The 19,654-nt window shown below is 61.4% G+C and carries 14 protein-coding genes; 8 read left to right on the forward strand and 6 right to left on the reverse strand.

Annotation, left to right across the window (positions count from 1 at the left end; translation table 11 throughout):
• Positions 1-118 precede the first annotated feature (118 nt).
• Positions 119-1,222, reverse strand: coding sequence for a Glu/Leu/Phe/Val dehydrogenase dimerization domain-containing protein (locus ACFOLC_RS14690; protein WP_386760005.1), 1,104 nt, complete (start codon positions 1,220-1,222; stop codon positions 119-121).
• A gap of 552 nt (positions 1,223-1,774) precedes the next feature.
• On the opposite strand from ACFOLC_RS14690, the gene ACFOLC_RS14695 reads away from it, so the two are divergent.
• Positions 1,775-5,434 (forward strand): methylmalonyl-CoA mutase family protein, encoded by a 3,660-nt coding sequence (locus tag ACFOLC_RS14695; protein ID WP_386760006.1) that lies wholly within the window; start codon positions 1,775-1,777, stop codon positions 5,432-5,434.
• A 170-nt stretch (positions 5,435-5,604) separates the two neighbouring features.
• Here the strand turns inward: ACFOLC_RS14695 and ACFOLC_RS14700 are convergent, their stop codons facing one another.
• Together ACFOLC_RS14700 and ACFOLC_RS14705 are read right to left on the reverse strand one after the other, a co-directional pair.
• A complete protein-coding gene (locus ACFOLC_RS14700; protein WP_386760007.1) occupies positions 5,605-6,426 on the reverse strand; it encodes a DNA adenine methylase in 822 nt (273 codons plus the stop codon).
• On the reverse strand, positions 6,410-8,758 hold the full coding sequence (locus ACFOLC_RS14705) for a DGQHR domain-containing protein (protein WP_386760008.1): 2,349 nt from the start codon (positions 8,756-8,758) through the stop codon (positions 6,410-6,412). The genes ACFOLC_RS14700 and ACFOLC_RS14705 overlap by 17 nt, the downstream gene beginning before the upstream one ends.
• Before the next feature lie 393 nt (positions 8,759-9,151).
• On the opposite strand from ACFOLC_RS14705, the gene ACFOLC_RS14710 reads away from it, so the two are divergent.
• Entirely contained in the window at positions 9,152-9,631 is a 480-nt protein-coding gene (locus ACFOLC_RS14710) for a hypothetical protein (protein ID WP_386760009.1), read from the forward strand.
• A 448-nt stretch (positions 9,632-10,079) separates the two neighbouring features.
• Here the strand turns inward: ACFOLC_RS14710 and ACFOLC_RS14715 are convergent, their stop codons facing one another.
• The gene (locus tag ACFOLC_RS14715) at positions 10,080-10,745 is read right to left on the reverse strand and encodes a TetR/AcrR family transcriptional regulator (protein WP_386760010.1); all 666 of its coding nucleotides are present in this window, start codon (positions 10,743-10,745) and stop codon (positions 10,080-10,082) included.
• Positions 10,746-10,810: 65 nt separating this feature from the next.
• On the opposite strand from ACFOLC_RS14715, the gene ACFOLC_RS14720 reads away from it, so the two are divergent.
• Genes ACFOLC_RS14720 through ACFOLC_RS14730 form a run of 3 tightly spaced genes read left to right on the forward strand, consistent with a single transcriptional unit; the run spans position 10,811 to position 13,094 of the window.
• Entirely contained in the window at positions 10,811-11,506 is a 696-nt protein-coding gene (locus ACFOLC_RS14720; RefSeq protein ID WP_386760011.1) for an NAD(P)-dependent oxidoreductase, read from the forward strand.
• A gap of 12 nt (positions 11,507-11,518) precedes the next feature.
• Complete coding sequence (locus tag ACFOLC_RS14725) at positions 11,519-12,823, forward strand: NADH:flavin oxidoreductase/NADH oxidase family protein (protein WP_386760012.1); 1,305 nt, start codon at positions 11,519-11,521, stop codon at positions 12,821-12,823.
• Positions 12,824-12,836: 13 nt separating this feature from the next.
• On the forward strand, positions 12,837-13,094 hold the full coding sequence (locus ACFOLC_RS14730) for a hypothetical protein (RefSeq protein WP_386760013.1): 258 nt from the start codon (positions 12,837-12,839) through the stop codon (positions 13,092-13,094).
• 26 nt (positions 13,095-13,120) lie between these two features.
• Here the strand turns inward: ACFOLC_RS14730 and ACFOLC_RS14735 are convergent, their stop codons facing one another.
• Together ACFOLC_RS14735 and trmY are read right to left on the reverse strand one after the other, a co-directional pair.
• On the reverse strand, positions 13,121-14,458 hold the full coding sequence (locus ACFOLC_RS14735; protein ID WP_386760014.1) for an ISL3 family transposase: 1,338 nt from the start codon (positions 14,456-14,458) through the stop codon (positions 13,121-13,123).
• A gap of 610 nt (positions 14,459-15,068) precedes the next feature.
• Positions 15,069-15,662: a tRNA (pseudouridine(54)-N(1))-methyltransferase TrmY gene (gene trmY, locus ACFOLC_RS14740; RefSeq protein WP_386760015.1), complete on the reverse strand. Its 594-nt coding sequence runs from the start codon at positions 15,660-15,662 to the stop codon at positions 15,069-15,071.
• Positions 15,663-15,709: 47 nt separating this feature from the next.
• On the opposite strand from trmY, the gene ACFOLC_RS14745 reads away from it, so the two are divergent.
• The 3 genes from ACFOLC_RS14745 to ACFOLC_RS14755 all read left to right on the forward strand — a co-directional run bounded on the left by ACFOLC_RS14745 (position 15,710) and on the right by ACFOLC_RS14755 (position 19,453).
• Positions 15,710-16,075 carry a DUF6164 family protein gene (locus ACFOLC_RS14745; protein WP_386760023.1) on the forward strand — a complete coding sequence of 122 codons (366 nt, stop codon included), beginning with the start codon at positions 15,710-15,712 and terminating at the stop codon, positions 16,073-16,075.
• A 50-nt stretch (positions 16,076-16,125) separates the two neighbouring features.
• Positions 16,126-16,707, forward strand: coding sequence for a DUF6151 family protein (locus ACFOLC_RS14750; protein WP_386760016.1), 582 nt, complete (start codon positions 16,126-16,128; stop codon positions 16,705-16,707).
• A gap of 406 nt (positions 16,708-17,113) precedes the next feature.
• Positions 17,114-19,453 (forward strand): sulfatase-like hydrolase/transferase, encoded by a 2,340-nt coding sequence (locus ACFOLC_RS14755; RefSeq protein WP_386760017.1) that lies wholly within the window; start codon positions 17,114-17,116, stop codon positions 19,451-19,453.
• The last annotated feature ends 201 nt before the right edge of the window (positions 19,454-19,654 follow it).

Raw genomic sequence — 19,654 nt, forward strand, 5'->3', positions numbered from 1 at the left:
GTATTACCCGTTGCGGGTAATACCAGCCAGCCGCGACAGCGGCGGGGATTCGGCAGCATGGGCCGGGGCCCAAAGTTTGCGAACGCAAACTTTGGGATTGATCCCGTCGCAAGACGGATCAATGCCCGCCGCGGATACGCCCCTGGAAGCGCGGTGCGCTGCGGCCCATCGGCAGCTTGAGCTTGCCGATGATGTTGATGCGCTCCTCGGCCAGGCGATCGGCCGCCTTGTAGGTTGGGATGGCATCGCGCTCGGCGATCTCGAAGATACGGCCGAGGTTGTGGTAGATCGTGCGCATCATGCGCATCGCACGCTCGCGGTTGTAGCCGTCGAGTTCCAGCGCCACGTTCATCACGCCGCCGGCGTTCACTGCGTAATCCGGTGCGTACAGGATGCCGCGCTTGGCCACTTCGTCGCCGATAGCGTTGTTGGCCAGCTGGTTGTTGGCCGCACCGCAGATGATCTTGGCCTTCAGGCGCGGCAGGGTCTGCTCGTTGACGGTGCCGCCCAATGCGCACGGCGAATAGACATCGGCATTGACGTCGTAGATCTCGTCCAGGCCCACCGCCTCGGCGCCGTACTCGGACACAGCCTTGTCGACCAGGCCCTTGTTGATGTCGGTGACGAAGATCTTGGCGCCACGCTCCTTCAGCAGCTTGACGTACTCCATGCCGACGTGGCCCAGGCCCTGCACGGCGTAGCTGTACTTGCCGACTTCCTCATCGCCGAAGCGCTTGTTGAGCGTGGCCATCAGGCCCTGCAGCGCGCCGTAGGCGGTGAACGGCGACGGGTCGCCCGAACCGCCGTGGACCTGGTGCACGCCGGTGACGTACTCGGTCTCGCGGTACACGTATTCCATGTCGTTGACGTCGATGCCGACGTCCTCGGCGGTGATGTAACGACCGCCCAGTGATTCGACGAACTGACCAAACGCGCGGAACAGCGCCTCGGATTTGTCCACGGCCGGGTCACCGATGATCACGGCCTTGCCGCCGCCGATGTTGAGGCCGGCCACCGCGTTCTTGTAGGTCATGCCACGGCTCAGACGGAGCACGTCGTTGAGCGCATCCTGCTCGGTCTTGTACGGCCACATGCGGGTACCGCCCAGGGCCGGACCGAGCACGGTGTTGTGGATCGCGATGATGGCCTTCAGGCCCGCGTCCTTGTTGTGGCAAAACACGACCTGCTCGTGGCCGAAGGTGTCCAGGGTTTCGAAAATCATCGGGTGCTCCGCGTTGGCGTTGAGGATTTGCGCATCGCGCTTTACGCCAGCTGTGATTGGTAAGTCGTTGAATCGAAATGTATTTGACTCTACGGCAAGGCCGGGCCGGTCGCCGCAGGGGCGGTAGTCTAATGCAATCGAGGGATACGGATGCGTACGCCTCGGGGTGCGATGCCTGTTCAGAAATCACGACGTTGTACCGACCGCCATCGCTGCCTCGCCAAGTGCTTCGGGCGTGACGGTATTGGCCGGTCCGGCGGACAGTGGATTGGCGTCGATCAGGGCTTCACGGAGCAGACATCAAGGTGGACGAAGATCCGACTCCACGGGTTTCGGCATGCGCGATCCCGCGAGTTGGATCATCCCGTGAGTTGAATCGCGCAAGCCGAGCACGCGGCTTCGCTGCAGGCGGTGGACGTTGCGCTCAACGCAGGCGGGTCGGTTGCACTCCGTTTCGATCTGGCCAAGCTTGGCGGTTGTCCAGCGCGTTGCCGGGGCGTGCTGGCCCGCGCGCTACAATGCGAAATCGTTCGTTTCCGTATTGAGCGCGTCATGAGCACTCCCGCCAGCAACCTTCCCGAAACCGTCACCCCAGTGCCCGATGAGAATCGCAGCCCGCTGCGCTTCGTCACCGCCGCCAGCCTGTTCGACGGCCACGACGCCGCCATCAACATCATGCGCCGGCTGATCCAGGGGCAGGGCGCCGAGGTCATCCACCTCGGCCACAACCGCTCGGTCGAGGAGGTGGTCCGCGCCGCGCTGCAGGAAGACGCCGACGGCATCGCGCTGTCGTCCTACCAGGGCGGCCACGTCGAGTACTTCAAGTACATGGTCGACATGCTGCGCGAGCGCGGCGCCGGCCACATCCGCGTGTTCGGCGGCGGCGGCGGCACCATCACCCCGGAGGAAATCCGCGAGCTGCAGGGCTACGGCGTCGAGCGCATCTACCACCCCAACGACGGCATGCACATGGGCCTGGTGGCGATGATCGAGGACGTCGTCCGCCGCGCCAGCGTAGGGCGCATCGCCGACCAGACGCCGGACAAGCCGGCCGCCATCGACGACGAGATCACCATCGGCAAGACCCTCTCGGCGATCGAGGAAGGCCTGCTCGACGAAACCGAGCTGGCCCACCTGCGCAAGCAATGGCACCTGGCCGGTGGCAAGACCCCGGTGGTCGGCATCACCGGCACCGGCGGCGCCGGCAAGTCGTCCGTCACCGATGAGCTGCTCAACCGCTTCCTCGCCAGCTTCCCCGAGATGCGCATCGCGGTGATCTCGGTCGACCCAACCCGCCGTCGCACCGGTGGCGCGCTGCTCGGCGACCGCATCCGCATGAACTCGCTGCGCAGCCACCGCGTCTACATGCGCTCGATGGCGACGCGCCGCCAGCACGTGGCCACCAACGCCGTGCTCAAGGACTGCATCGGCTTCCTCAAGGGCCTGGGCTACGACCTGGTCATCGTCGAGACCGCCGGCATCGGCCAGAGCGACTCGGAGATCGTCGACCTGGTCGACTTCCCGATGTACGTCATGACCAGCGACTTCGGCGCGCCGAGCCAGCTCGAGAAGATCGACATGCTCGATTACGCCGAGCTGGTGGTGCTCAACAAGTTCGACAAGCGCGGCGCGGAAGATGCGCTGCGCGACGTGCGCAAGCAGTGGAAGCGCAACCGCGTCGCCTTCCAGACCCCGGACGAGGACGTGCCGGTCTACCCGACCATCGCCAGCCAGTTCAACGACCCCGGCATCAGCTGGATGTTCGCCAACCTGTGCCGCCTGCTGCGCGACAAGCTGGGCCTGCCGGAAGGCAAGTGGACCCCGCAGATCGACACCAGCCTCAAGGAGCCGCGCGCCACCGTGCTGATCCCCGGCGCGCGCGTGCGTTATCTGGCCGAGATCGCCGAGCAGGGCCGCGGCATCAACGCCAGGATCGAGACCCAGGCCGAGACCGCCGACCGCGCGCAGTCGTATTGGCAGTCGCTGCATGACCTGGGCGATGCGCAGCTGCCGAAGGCGCTGGACTTGTACGCTGCCGACGCGCTGCTGCCCCTCTCCCTGGCTGCTGCGCAGCCTGTCCCTCTCCCACAAGGGGAGAGGGCAAATGCTTCCACCTCTCCCGCCGCCGCTTCCACCTCTCCCCTCGTGGGAGAGGTCGCCGCGCACAGCGCGGCGGGAGAGGGGGCCCCCGACCGCACCCTCCTAACCCTGCGCCAGCGCTACAACGACGCCATCCACTCGCTCACCTCCGAAGCCCTCAAGCTGCTGCGCGACTGGCCGCAACGCCTCAAGTCGATCACCGACGAGGTCACCGAGTACGAAGTGCGCGGCAAGGGCATCAAGGTCGAGAACTACCGCGAGTCGCTCAGCCACCAGAAGATCCCCAAGATCGCCGCGCCCACCTACAAGTCCTGGGGCGAGCTGCTGACCTTCCTGCAGAAGGAAAACCTGCCGGGCTACTACCCGTACACCGGCGGCGTCTACCCATACCGCCGCACCGGCGAAGACCCCATCCGCATGTTCGCCGGCGAAGGCACGCCCGAGCGCACCAACCGCCGCTTCCATTACCTGTCCGTCGGCCAGCCGGCCGCGCGCCTGTCGACCGCGTTCGACTCGGTCACGCTGTACGGCGAAGACCCAGCCGTGCGCCCGGACATCTTTGGCAAGATCGGCAACTCCGGCGTCAACATCGCCTCGCTCGACGACATGAAGAAGCTGTATTCCGGCTTCGACCTGTGCGCGCCCAGTACCTCGGTGTCGATGACCATCAATGGCCCCGCGCCGATGATCCTGGCGATGTTCATGAACACCGCCATCGACCAGCAGGTCGAGAAGTACCTGCGCGCCGACCAGTCCCGCTGGGACGCCGCGCACGACCAGATCGAGAAGATGTTTGAAGGCAAGCAACGCCCGCAATACAGCGGCATGCTGCCCGAAACCAACGACGGTCTCGGCCTGGGCCTGCTCGGCGTCACCGGCGACCAGGTCGTCGACGCCGATACCTACGCCAAGATCAAGGCGCATACGCTGGCCACCGTGCGCGGCACCGTGCAGGCCGACATCCTGAAAGAGGACCAGGCCCAGAACACCTGCATCTTCAGCACCGAGTTCGCCCTGCGCATGATGGGCGACATCCAGCAGTACTTCGTCGACAAGAACGTCCGCAACTTCTACTCGGTGTCGATCTCCGGCTACCACATCGCCGAAGCCGGCGCGAACCCGATCAGCCAGCTCGCCTTCACCCTGAGCAACGGCTTCACCATCGTCGAGTACTACCTCGCGCGCGGCATGAAGATCGACGACTTCGCGCCCAACCTGTCGTTCTTCTTCAGCAACGGCATGGATCCCGAGTACACCGTCATCGGCCGCGTCGCCCGCCGCATCTGGGCCCGCGCCATGCGCGAGCGCTACGGCGCGTCCGCGCGCAGCCAGATGATGAAGTACCACATCCAGACCAGCGGCCGCTCCCTGCACGCGCAGGAGATCCAGTTCAACGACATCCGCACCACGCTGCAGGCGTTGTATGCGCTGTTCGACAACTGCAACAGCCTGCACACCAATGCCTACGACGAAGCCATCACCACGCCGACCGAAGAAAGCGTGCGCCGTGCCGTCGCCATCCAGATGATCATCAACAAGGAACTGGGCCTCAACTTCAACGAGAACCCCTGGCAGGGCAGCTTCATCGTCGACAAGCTCACCGACATCGTCGAAGAAGCCGTCTACAAGGAGTTCGAAGCCATCAGCGAACGCGGCGGCGTGCTCGGCGCCATGGACACCATGTACCAGCGCGGCAAGATCCAGGAAGAGAGCCTGTACTACGAGCACAAGAAGCACGACGGCAGCCTGCCGCTGGTCGGCGTCAACACCTTCCTGCCCAAGGACCACGGCGGCGATATCGTCACCGAGATCGAGTTGATCCGCAGCACGGAAGGGGAGAAGGGGCAGCAGATCGACAACGTCCGCAACTTCCAGCAGCTGCGCAACATCTTGGCCCTTCCACTCTCCCCTCGTGGGAGAGTCGGCGGCGAAGCCGCCGGAGAGGGGGCGCTTGAGTCAGCGCAAGCAGCAGGCCTCGCCTACCTGCAAAAAACCGCGCGCGACCGCCAGAACGTGTTCGCGGCGTTGATGGAAGCGGTCAAGACCCACAGCCTCGGCCAGATCAGCCATGCGTTGTATGACGTGGGTGGCGAGTACCGGCGGAACATGTAAGAAAACGGCGGACTCAAAATCCGCCGCCCTTAAAAGCGTGTGGGTTCGAGTCCCACCTTTGGCGCCAGTAAAAACAAAGGGTCAGGCGAAAGCCTAGCCCTTTTGTTTTTTGCTGTGTACATCGGCCTTCCGATTCATGGCCGATATGGGCGTCGCTGCCCATTGACGGCTCAGATCGAGATGAGAAGCTCGGTGGTCCTCTTTCGGCGCACCGATTCCGAAGCCATGACACTGTGGCGTTCTGCTGTCAGGCACTGCGCGTCCGCGTAAAGCTCGCGGATCGAAGGATGATCCGCATTGCTAACGACAACCTTGGCTCCTCGCTTCGCTGCTCTGATCAGCGCGTCCTTCAGTCGCTCTTGATCCGACCAAGAAAACAACCGCTCGTTGTATTTGATAAATCCGTTGTTGTTGTGCTTCACGGTGTACGGAGGATCGGCGTAGACAAAATCACCACTCCCACACGTGTCTATTACCTTCTCGAAGTCCCCTGACATCAGGCGCGCTCTCGAAAGCCGCGTCGCTATTTCTTCGAAGTTGTCGCTATCCATGACGACTGAATTCTTCGTCCCTCTCGGTACGTTGAATTCGCCCCGTCGATTTACGCGGTACAAGCCGTTGAAGCATGTCCTATTGAGATAAATGAATCGGGCTGCTCGCGCCATCAAAGTCGTCGGTGCATCCGCCCGGACTTGGTAGTAGTAGTCATCACTGTGTACCTTCTGGTGCTTCGCAAGAAGGCGCACCACGGCCTTCCAGTCAGATTTGATCGCTCGATACGTATCTATTAAATCTTCGTTCGCGTCATTGATTAACGCCTTTCGTGGCGAAAGACTGAAAAATACAGCGCCACTGCCGACAAACGGCTCAACGTATCTGTCGAAGCTCGAAAGATTGAAAGTGTCTCGATGCGAACGCATCAGCCAGCGCTTGCCTCCCGCCCATTTCAGGAAAGGCAGTGTCACTTCTGCATCGCTATTCGTCTTCGGCACCGCGCAGCCCCTCATAGTCGAACTGTTCAATACGCTTCTTGAGCGTATCCGTTATCGAATCTAGCAACACAAAATGCTCGGCTTTGTAGTGGCGGTCTACTGTTGCGTGCGAGGGTACCCGACGAATCTCATTATAACGGTCCATCCACTCCAGGTTCTTGGCCTTCCCCTTAGCACCATCAAGGGGGATGTCCATCACACTCTTGAACATGAGCCAGCGATCCTTGTGCTCAATAATCCTCTTGAACTCAATGAAATCGACATAAGTTTCGAGCGGTAGCCGCGCGTCGGCATCCTCGACGTCCAAAGATTTCGCGTACGCTTTGCTCTTTATTTCCTTGATCAAGACTCCCTTTTCCCAGTATGCGTTCTTTTCTTCACCATATAGCTGACGGAAGACCTTAAATATGTGCTGTTGAACCATCATGTTGACCTTCTGCACTTGCTGGTCGGCTTGGATCCGCAATTCCTGTGACTGTGTCTGCTCCCAGTTTTCATAACCATCGGGTTGAAAATTTGGGTAACTTTTGCGCATGACGCGCGCGAAGCGAAGCAAAAGCTCGCGAGGCCCGCCACTGCCGAACTGGACAGTCAGCAGTGTGTCTACCTCTTGGTCGCCGCTCTGAAGGAAATCCAAAATCGGCTCCACATGCTGGCTGACGAGTTCCATCACGTTTTGCTCGCTTAAGCTGCGCAAGGGTTTGCTCGTGCTTCGCTCGATGTATCTAACAATCTCGGCAAGAAGCAGAGTCAGGGCTTGAATCGCTTCGTTCGTGCACAATTTTCCGGGTCGGCCAGCTTCCCATCGTGAAATCCCAGATTCTGAGATCTGACGAAAAAAGCCGTTGAGAACCTTTTGCGCCCTAAGTAGCGACGCGTTGTCGGTTGAACCGCAAAGGGCGCCGGGCTCGTAATGAGTACGCAGGGCTACCTGCCCAAGCAAGCCTGAACGCCGCAAACCAAGCTTCACCTGAGGCACGGTCAGGCAGACCCTGGCTGTCCCTTTAATCCCCTCAGCCGAAAATCTTCCATAAAGCGGGCTTGAAAGGTCGCGATTCAAGTTATGAATCACACGCGCAGCCAAGGCTCCTATCCGTTCGCCAGGGTTCTCAGAGCCCCATTTGAGCTGTCCTTCGAGATCGTCCAGTAGATTCTTCGGAACTGATTTCTGTTCGTGATTAATCGTCACGAACATGTTTGCCTCTTCTTCCTTTGGAATGCCTTCGAATCCCACGACAACTAGTTTTTGATCTAGGTACTCCTCCGGAAGACCTGCATAGCCGTATAGGCGATGTTGCCCATCTATGATCCAGGCCGATTTATATGTGCTTGGAAGATATAAGTTTCCGAAATGTACATCGGTCACGGTGTCCTTCTGAATAATGTCGAATCTCGGCGGCTTTACGAAGTTGACCAACAGGTTGTTGGGAAAAAAACCTCCGGCTTCGATGAACTTACCGATCGATTTAAGTCGGGATTTCTGTATGAGCCGTTGGTAGGTGGGATGTCCTTCGGGATCATCCAACGTTCGATGATTTACGAACGCGATCTTAAGGAGGTGGCGGGGCGTGGTAACGAAGGAATAGAAATATTTCCCTCCTAATCTCCCTCGCGTTGCCGGCACCTTCGTGTTCGCCAACTCGGGAATCGGCTGGTCCTTGAGAAACTCTGCTAAGAACTGAAACCGCGCTGCTTTGCCAAGGTGATCCGCTAGCTGCGTGTAATAAGGGAGTTCTATTTCGGTTACGCGCTTGATCTTGTGAGCATCAGCTCGCGCGATATCTTCCGTAGTCCAAATCACATTCTCTGTTACGAAAAACCAGAGAATTTTGGGCTTATAGTCCTTGCCGTAGAAGGCTCTAACGGAAGCAGCGATGTCTCCCTTCAGCGCGCCGAATTCCTCGATGTCCTTTTGAAGACTTCGCTTCCGCAGTCTTTCGCAAGATTTACACTCCGAAATGATGACTGTCTCATCGTCGGAGGCGAACACGTCAATCTGTTTCTCGCCATCAACACCATTATGGCGTTTCAGCTTTATGCGAAACCTGCGTCCAGAATTGAGCTCCGCGTACCCCATTTTGTACAGAAGAACCCACCACAGGTTCTCCAAGCGCTCGTCGATCTTCTTCTCGCGACGTACGACAGCTATGCCTTTCTGCTTCTTGTGAATCTGCCAGCTGTCGGCTGTGTATTCTTCGATCTCGACAGACTTGATTCGCTTCTGATCAAATTTTGTATTGCGAAGTCTGTATTCCCTTCGCAAGTCGACTGTCTTGTCGAGTAATGGCCATAACAAGGCTTCCGACTTCGTCTCCCCTTTTGCCTTCGCCACGCCCCCTCCTAACCAGCCCGTGATTTCCAGAACCTTAACCAATGGGGGCGGCAGAGGGAAGGTTTTTATCCGAGACTTTGGCTAAGGGGCGAATATTTCTCTAAAAACAGGAGTCAGAGTGCACTTTCTCAGCCGCTCTCCGGGAAAAAGGGGGCAGGCTGATTTATCCCTAGAGCGCCACGCGCTCCACGCGCTCCACGCGCACCAGAAAGCTGTCGCACGACCCAAGACCCGCCATCCGGCGGGTCTTTCGTTTCCCGCACGCCCCTGACACACTCGCCCCCGCTCCGATCGCCCCGTAGCGATCAACCACACGCCACACGGAACGCGGCGGAGCAAGGACGCATCCGGCTCTGCCGGTGCACTCACACAGGGAAAACATTGGAGGTTGTCGTGTCAGTCAATCGCATCACGCTTGTCATTACCCCGGAACAGCGCCAGGCCGCCGCGGCGGGTCTGGCTCAGGTCAAGTCGGCGTTGCCGTCGCTGGTCGTGCTGCAGCCGGGCGAACTGCGCGAGCTGCACAACTTTGGCGCCAAGAACGAGGTCTTCGGCCGCGGCACCGTGCGCGCGCTGCAGGCGCATCCGGAGATCGTGCCGGCCACCCTGGACGTGCCCGGCGCGCAGGCCGACCTCGACGCACTGGACGCGCTGCGCCCGCTGCTGGAGGCGGTGCGGCTGCTGCACGCGCAGTTGGAGGACACCGCTGCGCTGCTCGGCCACGACGTCATGGACTTCGCCTACGACGGCTACCAGCTGCTCAAGCTGACCGGTGGTTCGGACAGCTCGCTGGACGAAATGCGCCGCGACCTGGGCTCGCAGTTCGCCCGCAAACGTCGCGCTGCAGCCCCGGTGCCGGCCCCGGTGGACTGAGGCCACCCGGTAGCACCCCCAAAGCCGCTTTCGGGCGGCTTTTTTTGGGTATCCGGATTTTAGTGTGGGGAGCTGGTTCTAGCTCCTCCTCGTCTGTTCGCTCTGGCTTGTAGGTTTCCCTCTCTTGCTGGCTTCTTCATCGACAGCCTTCCGTGTGGGATTTGGCTGTTGGACAAGATGAACAGCCTGCTCTTGGCGGGACTAGGATTCAGTCATTCGCACGAGACCGTCGGAGTCATCTTGCTCCAGTTGAGTTGACCATCAGTTCGGTCAGCACTGACCAGGGCGCTAGTGCTGACTGCATCCCCGCCTGGTCGAAATCCAATGCCTGCAGCGTGCCGAGCTTCACCGAGCCGACTGCGAAAAGAAGCGTGACCCACGCGGCAACGATTCCGACCAACGGACGAGCAAGACCTTGACATTACCGCCCGATTAAAGAAGCAGACGTTCAAGGCTTCCCATTGTTGGCTTGCGCGAGAGTGGATAGGGCGCGCCGTGCGCGATCGAACACGGCAGGATCTTTATTGAGCTGGAATGCGGCATTCACGCCGCCGGTGATCGCTACTATCTCGAAGACGCGTTGCTCGATATCCGTGTCGGTCGGCAGATGCCCGGCATCCACAGCTTCGCGCAGTGCGGCTTCGATGCGGCCGTCGCGGTCGGCGATCAGTTCGCGCAAACGCTCGCGCACCGGCCCCGCGCGATCGTCGAATTCCAGCGACGCGGCGCAGAGAAAGCATCCGCCATACGGGGCATAACGCTGGATGTAGGCGAAATAGTTTTCCAGTTGCTTGCCCAGGCGTGCGGCGCCGGGCGGCGCCTTTTGCGCCGGCTCGACCACTTCCCGCAGATACGCCTCATAGGCGGCTTCCATCGTCGCCAGCTGCAGTGCTTCCTTCGACCCAAAATGGGCGAATAGTCCGGCCTTGCTCATCCCCACGGCATTCGCAAGGCGGCCGATGCTGAGCGCCTCCATACCTTCCGCGGTCGCTACGCGCTGCGCCGTCGTCAGGATCTCGAGGCGTGTCTGGGCCCCATGCGCGCTCCGTCGATCGTCGGCCTTGCTGCTGCCTTTCACCAGTCGCGTTGCCATGTCCAAAAGCATATCAAACATTGATACGAACGATCGTTTGACAATAGTACGAACGTTCGATATTCTTGGTCCCGTTCGCGGCCCTAGTGCTCGACACCCGCGGCATCGACCATCGACTCCACCCACTTGGCGAAAAGGCGGTATCCCCTATGAGAATCGTGATCTTTGGATCGACCGGCATGGGCGGAAAAGCCGCTCTCACAAGCGCGATCGGACGTGGCCACGACGTGACCGTCCTGGCGCGTTCGGAAGCGGCCGCAGCCAAAGCGCCCAAAGGTACGCGTGTCGTCCTCGGAGATGCCTTGGACCCGGCCGCGGTCAGGGAGGCGCTGAAAGGTACCGATGCCGTTGTCCAGTATCTGGGGGTCGGTGGTCTGGGGGATGGTCGCCCCAATGATCTGGTTCCCGATGCCACGCGCCTCATCGTTGCCGAAATGGCAGCGCAGAACATCCGGCGCCTGGTCTGTGCCAGCAATGTGGGCGTGCCAGGATCGGCTCCCTTTTTCGTCCGCCGCATTCTCTTGCCCTTGGTGGCGCGCAAGCTGCTCCCGATTCTCGATGCGAAAGTCAAGATGGAGGCGATTTTGCGCGCCAGCAATCGGGAATGGACTGCGGTCCGACTGCCAGCGCTCAACGAAAAGCCGCGCAAGAAGACCCTCAAAGTTTCGGCCGAGGGACGGTCCACCGGATTCTCGATCACCACAGCCGATGCTGCCGACTTCATGCTGGACATTATCGAAAAACGGCAATTCGTAGACGTCACTGTCGCCATTTCGAACTAACGGGATCGCGTCATGACGACTGCACAGACCGCATCCATCCTCAACGCACCACTCCTGCTTCCCTGCGGGACAACATTGCCAAACCGTTTGGCCAAGGCCGCGATGACCGAAATGGTGGCGGACAGCCGCAACCGTGCGACGGACGCGCATGTGCAGATCTACCGCGCCTGGGCCAGGAGTGGGCCGGGCCTGATGCTGACCGGCAACGTGCAGGTGGACTACCACAATCTCGAGCATCCCGGCAATGTCGTCATTCAGGGCAAGCAGGATGCCGAGCAACTGGCCGCACTACGCAGATGGTCAGCGGCGGCGAAGGAGCATGGCAACCATATCTGGATGCAGATCGCCCATGCAGGGCGGCAGACGAACCGCTTCGTGAACCCGACACCGAAAGCGCCATCGGCGATTCCGCTCGCCATTCCCGGCGTCAGGTTCGGCACGCCCGTCGCATTGACCCATGATGAGATTGTGGAACTGATCGGCCGCTTCGCGGACGCGGCGGCAGTGGCGCGGGAGACCGGTTTCGACGGCGTGCAATTGCACGCTGCGCATGGTTATCTCTTCTCGCAATTTCTTTCGCCAAGATCCAACATCCGCGATGACGAATGGGGTGGCGATCTTGCCAGTCGTGCGCGTTTCCTGCTGGAATCGGTCAAGGCCATCCGGTCAAAGGTCGGGGCGGATTTTCCGATTGGCATCAAGCTCAACTCGGCGGATTTCCAGCGGGGAGGCTTCAGCTTCGAGGACAGCCAGATTGTCGCCACATGGTTGGACGAGGCTTGCGTCGACCTGATCGAAATTTCGGGCGGCACCTATGAGCAGCCAAGCATGACCAATGCTGCGGGTGGTGAACCCGGACATGATCCATACGCAAGCAAGGCCTCGCGTGACCGTGAATCCTATTTTGGCCGCTTCGGTCCCGAGATGCGTCGCCACCTCAAGCGCGCCAGGCTGATGGTGACAGGCGGCTTGCGGACTGCCAGAGGCATGGCCGATGCCATTGCCAACGATGGTTTCGATCTGATCGGTCTCGCGCGGCCACTGTGCCTGGAGCCTGATGCGTCGGCAGCATTGCTTCGCGGCGACCCGATCGATCTGGTTCAGCCCACGCTGCGCATCGGTTCGGGGTGGCTTGGGCCAAAATCTCCGATCAAATTGATACGAACAATCACCGGAGCGGGGTCTGCCACCTGGTACAACGAGCAAATCCTGCGATTGTCGGCAGGTCGACGGCCCGACCGGAATCTCAATTTCGCCGGGGCATTCATTCGCAGTCAATTGCGAGAAAGACGCATGGCAAAGGTTCTAGACACATAGGCCCCGATTACCGATGCTCCGGGTCGAAAGCAGACCCCGGGAAGTGGTCAGCGCCAGCGCGGCGATCATTGCTTACCTAACGGCCTGCACTCAAAAACAGCCGACCGCCGAAGAGACGATGGCCTCTGGTTCTGAGGCCTTTGACCTCACACTCACGCCAAGCCAGTTACACGATCTCATCGCGAAAGCGAGCCGTGGCGACGGCGCCGACGGCTACTTGCGCCGGCGTCGTGAGCATCTTCGCTGGAATGGCACGGAGTGCCAGTACTAGGTCGGTGCGAGTGAGCCGAACCGAGCTTAGTCAAAATACCCTTCTTCCAGCAGCCGCACCAACGTCGGAATGTAAGGCCCGTACTCGACCACGCGCCTGATCTGTTTTTTCCGTGTCGGCGCCATGGTCATCCGCTGGAACTCGAAGTTCGTCGATGCCTGATCGTCGTCAACTAGTACCGTTTCGACCACCGCACCATCCTTACGCGCCTTCTCGTTGTAGAGCATCCGCGCCCGGATTACCTCGAAGCTGTAGCCCCTGCCCATGCGGTTCATGTCTTTGGCCAGTCGGTTGACGGATTCAGTATAGGCATTGGTGATGGGCTGCTCGAAGTAAGCGAAGATTTCCTCGTGCCAGTTGTGCACAGCGGTGGTGAGGTCCTTGAACGCAGGTGCCAGCTCTGGGGTGATATTGCTGAGCCATTTGGTGCAGGCGGCCTCGGCATCAGTGCGAGTCTCGTGATCCCAGATCGACAAGAAGCCTTCCTTGAGGGCGTGCGCCTCCCCTAGCTGGGGGAATTGGCGGAACCATTCCAGGGCACGCTCCATGTCCGCGCCCTTCAGGTCGTGTTGCCGCTTGAGCAACAGGAAACGCTCATCCTTGAGCTTGAGCCGTTGCCGGGCCGGCAAGTCCTTGCGAATGCGCTTGCGCAGCTTCTCCAGGGCATCGTTGGCCATCCGCTGGATATGGAAGCGATCGACCACGATCCGCACCTGTGGCAGCGTGGCGCGCACCACCTGCTTGTAGACGTGGTACATGTCCATGGCCACCCATTCGATGGTGTCCTTGTCCCGCAGGTTCCGGAAATAGGGCAACAGGTCGGCCTTGGCTCGGCTCGGCCGAAGGTCAAACACTGTCTTGCGCTCGATGTTAGTGATCATGGCGCGGTACTGACCGATGATCTTGAGTTCGTCGATCCCGAGGATACGGGGTGTCCGGAACCTGACCCTGGTCTCGAATTCCTCAATGAAGTCATCGAAGACATGCCGGATCGTCTTCTCGTCCAAATCTACTTCGCGAGCCAAGGCCGCGAAGGTCTTGGTGAAGCTCTGCTCGCGGATATAACGCACCAGGCGGGCCGTGGCTTGGCGCTTGCTGTCGAGGTCGGCGACAGGCTCGAAGAGCGTCTTGTTGCATGAAATGCAACGAAAGCGCCGGCGTTGGATGAACACCACGACCGGCTTGCCGTGCGTTGGGGTGTCCTGGAATGACTGCTCCTGCGAGCCGTGACCGTGCAAGCGTCCGACCTTGCACAGCGGGCAGGTTGCCACCGGAGCGAGGCCTTCCGCCTTGACTACATATCGATCGTCATCGCCCACGACTTCAAGCGTTTTGAGGCTTCGCAGCTGGAGAAAGTCGGTCACTCAGCACCTTGGGCGAACCCACACTGAAATCCGGCTTTACTTTAGCACGCGCACTCTCGATTCCAACACTAGAATCCGTTTTATCAATTGAGAGCTACAACAGCCCTAGAGCACGAAACCCACACCAGATTCCGGATACCCCTTTTTTTTTGCCGGCGCGTGGCAGGACTGGGGCGGGGCATTCGGCCGGGAAGGGGATGGGTGGGGTCAACGACCCCGCGCATGAGGTCAATGACCGCAAGCCATGGAGTCCACGACCCCGCATTTGGGCTCAGCGACCCCATCGATGGGGTCCGGGAGGCCATTGCATGGGGTCCACGACCCCGCATTTGGGGTCAGCGACTGCATCGACGGGGTCAGTGACCCCACGCCGGGGGTCTGCGAGGCCATTGGATGGGGTCCGTGCCCCGTCGCGTGGGGTCCGCGACCCTGTCTCCCCAGCCAGCGTAGGGCGCAATAACCGAAGGGCATTGCGCCGCATGGGGTTCAGAGGCGGTCGTCATCCGGCGCATTACGACCAAAGGAAGTCCCCGTGGGACGCCTGCGGCTAATGCGCCCTACGTGAGCTACCGGTGGGGTCGGCGACCCCGTCTCCCTGCAGATGACGGCGTTACCGCTGATCCAGCTCGTGGTGGATCAACACGACGCATTGCGAAGCAAACAGCATTTTCGATCCCAGCGTGATTTTCTTCGCGCCCAGGCGTTCGAGGCTGGGGAAGATCTTTTTCGGCATCGGGATATGGTCGGTCAGCAGGAAGCAGGGATTGCCCTGGAACACCTGCTCACGAATCGATGCGCCTTTCGGGTCCATCACGAACAGCTGGTGATCTTCGGCCAGCTCCTGCACCAGCCGCTCGAAGGCCAACGTGCGCACCGTGACGCCCGATTCCACCGGTCGCGTCTCTTCCTTGCCCATCCCCCTGGAGGCATCCAGCGCGCTGGCGATCTTGCCCAGCAGCGCGCGCTCGTCGAAGCCACCGATGTCATGCATGGCGTCGGGTTCGAAGCGGATCGTGCGTGAGAAATCCTGGGTGCTTTCCAACACCAGGTAGACCGTGACATCCGCGCGATGCGACTGGGCCACGAAGATGGCGTTCATCAGCGTATGCGCCAGGATTTCGGTGTGGGCCTCCTGGCCAACGGAAGCCAACAGTTTCTGGCTGTCGGTGGGTGCCGCCCGCGCTCTCAGTACAAAGGTTCGCATCGGTGTCCCAAGGGGAAAAGGTAAAGGATGCCCGCTATGATGAGGCCATGTCCAAGTTACTGCTCAACCTGCGCAACGTGCCCGACGACGAGGCCGACGACGTGCGCGCGATGCTCGACGAACATCGGATTGCGTTCTACGAAACCACGCCGAGCCGGTGGGGCATTTCGTCAGGCGGCATCTGGGTAACGGACGATGCGGCCATCGTCGAGGCCAAGCGCCTGATGGCCATCTACCAGGCGCAGCGCCAAACCCGCGTGCGGGCCGAGTACGACGCGGCCCGGCGCGCCGGCACCGCCGAAACGTTCTGGACGGTGCTGCGCGCCGAACCCGCCCGCGTCGCGCTGACCGTGTTGGGCATCCTCTTCATGCTGGCTTTGGTCGCGCTGCCGATCATCCTGCTGCGCGGGTAACCGGGCGCTGGCGCTGACGCCCCGTCCGCGCAACGCGCTATCGTGGCGCCATGACGATCCCCTTCCAATGCAAGTGCGGCGCCGTGCGCGGCCAGGTCGAGCCGCGCACCGTGCATGCACGCGCCACCTGCTACTGCCGCGACTGCCAGGCCTTCGCCCGCGCGCTGAAGCGCGAGGACGCGCTGGATGCACACGGCGGCACCGACATCGTTGCGATGTTGCCTTCCGGCCTGCACTTCACCGCCGGCACCGCGCAGCTGGCCTGCCTCTCGCTCAGCCCGAAGGGCCTGCTGCGCTGGTATGCGCGCTGCTGCGACACGCCACTGGCGAACACGCCGCGCGACGCGAAGCTGCCGTACGTCGGGATCCTGGGGGATTGCTTCGTGCCCGATGCCCTGGACGCCGTGGTCGGACCGTCGCGCATCGCGCTGAACGTGAAGTCCGCGCGCGGCCCCGTGCAAGCCACGCCGGTGCGGACGGTGCTGGGTGTGGGGCGGATCATGCGCCGCGTGCTGTTCGCGCGCCTGCGCGGTCGCGGCGCGAATCCGTTCTTCGTCGCCGGGACCGACCAGCCGGTGGCGGAGCCGCGGGTGCTGAGCAAGGCCGAGCGCATGGCGGTGACTCCCGTCTAGTGGGATAACGGGCCCAGGGCCCTTGCGCCGCATGCGGTGTGGCGCTGGTGTGAACTGAACGCTGTGCCGGTTAGGACTGGACACCGCGCCGGTGCTGGTCATTTCGCGTCGAGCTTGAGCCGCGCGTTGGAAGGACAGCCTCCGATCAGAAGCGGACAGTCGCACTCTGTTGCCGCGCCATCGCGATGCGGTATCGGTCTTCGGCAGTCATCAATGGTTGTGGTCGCCGTTGCCGACATTGATCTGCACCCATTCGACGGCGCCGGTGAACGTGTTGCTGAATTCCTGCACGCGAAAGCGTCAGGCTGGCATCACGCATCCTATACGTCGCGTAACCGACCCTCGGCCAACCTGTACGCCCGCCTGTCTGCGACCGTGCCGACTGGCTCATCTGGAGTCGCCGCACATGCCTGTCAAGCCCAAGGCCAAGCCTGCCGTCACCACCGGTACGCCCGATCATCTGCCGCGTCCGGATTTCCACTTCACCGGCGAGATCGGCCGAACCTATGTCGATTCCGATCCGGCGCAGTTCCCGCAACCGGTACAGCCGCCCAAGGGTGCGCCGAACATCGTGCTGATCCTGCTCGACGATGTCGGCTTCGGCCAGTTCTCCACCTTCGGTGGCGGCGTACCGTCACCGACCATGGACCGGCTCGCCGCCGAGGGCCTGCGCTACAACCACTTCCACACCACCGCGCTGTGCAGCCCCACGCGCGCGGCGCTGATTACTGGGCGCAACCACCATTCGACCTCGTTCGCCGGTATCACCGAGGCGGCCACCGGTTTCGACGGCTACTGCTGCGTGCTGCCGCACAACTGCGGCACGGTCGCCGAGGTGCTGCGCCAGAACGGTTACATGACCGCCTGGATCGGCAAGAACCACAACACGCCGACCTGGGAGCTCAGTGCCGCCGGACCGTTCGACCGCTGGGCCAATGGGCTGGGCTTCGACTACTTCTATGGCTTCAACGCCGGCGACATGAACCACTGGAATCCGTTGCTGTTCGAGAACCGCGATCTGGTACCGGCATCCGATGACCCGGACTACCACCTCACCGAAGATCTCGCCGACAAGGCCGTCGCCTGGGTACGCAAGGTCAAGAGCATCGCACCCGACAAGCCCTACTTCCTGTACGTCGCACCGGGCGCCACGCATGCGCCGCACCAGGCGCCACAGGCGTGGATCGACAAGTTCAAGGGCCAGTTCGACATGGGCTGGGATGCTTACCGCGAGCAGACCCTGGAGCGACAGAAGAAACTGGGCGTCGTGCCCAAAGACACCAAGCTGACCGAGCGCTCGAAGGGACTCCCCGCGTGGGAAGGACTCGATCCCGACCAGAAGCGGCTGTACGCGCGGATGATGGAAGTATTCGCCGCCTACGGCGCGCAGGTCGATGCGGCGATGGGCCGGGTGGTGGACGCGGTCAAGGCGCTGCCGGATGCCGACAATACGATCATCATCTACATCGCCGGCGACAACGGCTCCAGCGCCGAAGGTGGTCTGGAGGGATCGCTCAACGAGAACCTGTTCTTCAACGGCTTCCCGGAAAAGTGGCAGGACAACCTCAAGGCCATCGACGAGCTGGGTGGACCGAAGCACTTCAACCACTTCCCGTCGTCCTGGGCGCATGCGATGAACACGCCGTTCCAGTGGACCAAGCAGGTGGCCAGCCACTTCGGCGGCACCCGCAACCCGATGATCATCAGCTGGCCCGACGGCATCGCCGACAAGGGCGCGCTGCGCGACCAGTTCCTGCACGTGATCGACATCGTGCCGACGATCTACGAGGCCTGCGGAGTCACCGCACCGCGCATGCTCAACGGCGTGCCGCAGAAGGACATCGAGGGCATCAGCTTCGCTTTCACCTTCGACGACGGCAAGGCGCCCAGCCGGCGCCGCACCCAGTATTTCGAGCTGGCCTGCAATCGTGGCCTGTACCACGACGGCTGGATGGCCTCGGCCCCCTCCTTTGTCCCCTGGATTCCCACCCGTCCGGACGACTGGAACCCCGACAAGCAGGTCTGGGAGCTGTACAGGCTCGATGGCGATTTCTCCCAGGCGAACGACATCGCGGCGCAGAACCCGGACAAGCTGCGCGAGCTGCAGGACCTGTGGTGGGCCGAGGCATCGAAGTACAGCGTGCTGCCACTGGACTGGCGCGGCACGATCCGCTTCAACGCCGAGGCGATGGGTCGGCCCAGTCTTGTCGGCGACCGTACGAAGGCGACCTACTACCCGGGCATGGTCGCGCTACCCGATGCAGCCTGCCTGCCGATGCTCAACAAGTCGTGGACGATCACCGCCGAAGTCGAGCTGCCCGACGACAAGGCGCAGGGCATGATCGTCACCCAGGGCGGTTCGGAAGGCGGCTACGGTCTGTATCTGCGCGACGGCAAACCCACCTTCGTCTACAACTTCCTGGGCAGGGAACGACCGACCATCGCCGCCGATGCACCGCTGCCCCAGGGCAAGACGACGATCGTGGTCGACTTCAAGTACGACGGCGGCGGCATCGGCAAGGGTGCGACCGTCACCGTCAGCGCCAACGGCAAGCAGATCGCGAACGGACGACTGGAGCGCACCGTGCCCATCCAGTTCTCCATCGGCGAAGGCCTGGATATCGGCATGGACAATGGCTCCGCTGTCGACTGGACGTACAAGCTGCCGTTCAAGTTCACCGGCAGTATTCACAACGTCACGGTAGAGGTATTCACGGAGAAGGCGAGGACCTCGGCGTCGGCTTGAATGGCTGCAATGGGTCCAGGCTGTGCGAAAACTCAAATCCAGGTCGTAATCGGCTGAATCCGTGTCCTACGGAGGAGCCAGCGGCGCTACAGCGAGGGGGTGGTCCACCGCCGCCCTCCCGGCCGGCGACTTCAGCTGGCGCTTTGTGAGCGCTGAGGATTGTCGCCGGAGGCGGCGTTTTTTGGCAAAAAGAACGCTCTT

Source organism: Lysobacter cavernae, from assembly GCF_042648505.1.
Lineage (GTDB): Bacteria > Pseudomonadota > Gammaproteobacteria > Xanthomonadales > Xanthomonadaceae > Lysobacter_L > Lysobacter_L cavernae.

Excerpts from the sequence above, each read along its gene's own strand:
- ACFOLC_RS14690 (WP_386760005.1), bottom strand. The coding sequence starts at position 1,222 with ATGATTTTCGAAACCCTGGACACCTTCGGCCACGAGCAGGTCGTGTTT.
- ACFOLC_RS14695 (WP_386760006.1), top strand. The coding sequence starts at position 1,775 with ATGAGCACTCCCGCCAGCAACCTTCCCGAAACCGTCACCCCAGTGCCC.
- ACFOLC_RS14715 (WP_386760010.1), bottom strand. The coding sequence starts at position 10,745 with ATGTTTGATATGCTTTTGGACATGGCAACGCGACTGGTGAAAGGCAGC.
- ACFOLC_RS14725 (WP_386760012.1), top strand. The coding sequence starts at position 11,519 with ATGACGACTGCACAGACCGCATCCATCCTCAACGCACCACTCCTGCTT.
- ACFOLC_RS14730 (WP_386760013.1), top strand. The coding sequence starts at position 12,837 with ATGCTCCGGGTCGAAAGCAGACCCCGGGAAGTGGTCAGCGCCAGCGCG.
- trmY (WP_386760015.1), bottom strand. The coding sequence starts at position 15,662 with ATGCGAACCTTTGTACTGAGAGCGCGGGCGGCACCCACCGACAGCCAG.
- ACFOLC_RS14745 (WP_386760023.1), top strand. The coding sequence starts at position 15,710 with ATGTCCAAGTTACTGCTCAACCTGCGCAACGTGCCCGACGACGAGGCC.
- ACFOLC_RS14750 (WP_386760016.1), top strand. The coding sequence starts at position 16,126 with ATGACGATCCCCTTCCAATGCAAGTGCGGCGCCGTGCGCGGCCAGGTC.
- ACFOLC_RS14755 (WP_386760017.1), top strand. The coding sequence starts at position 17,114 with ATGCCTGTCAAGCCCAAGGCCAAGCCTGCCGTCACCACCGGTACGCCC.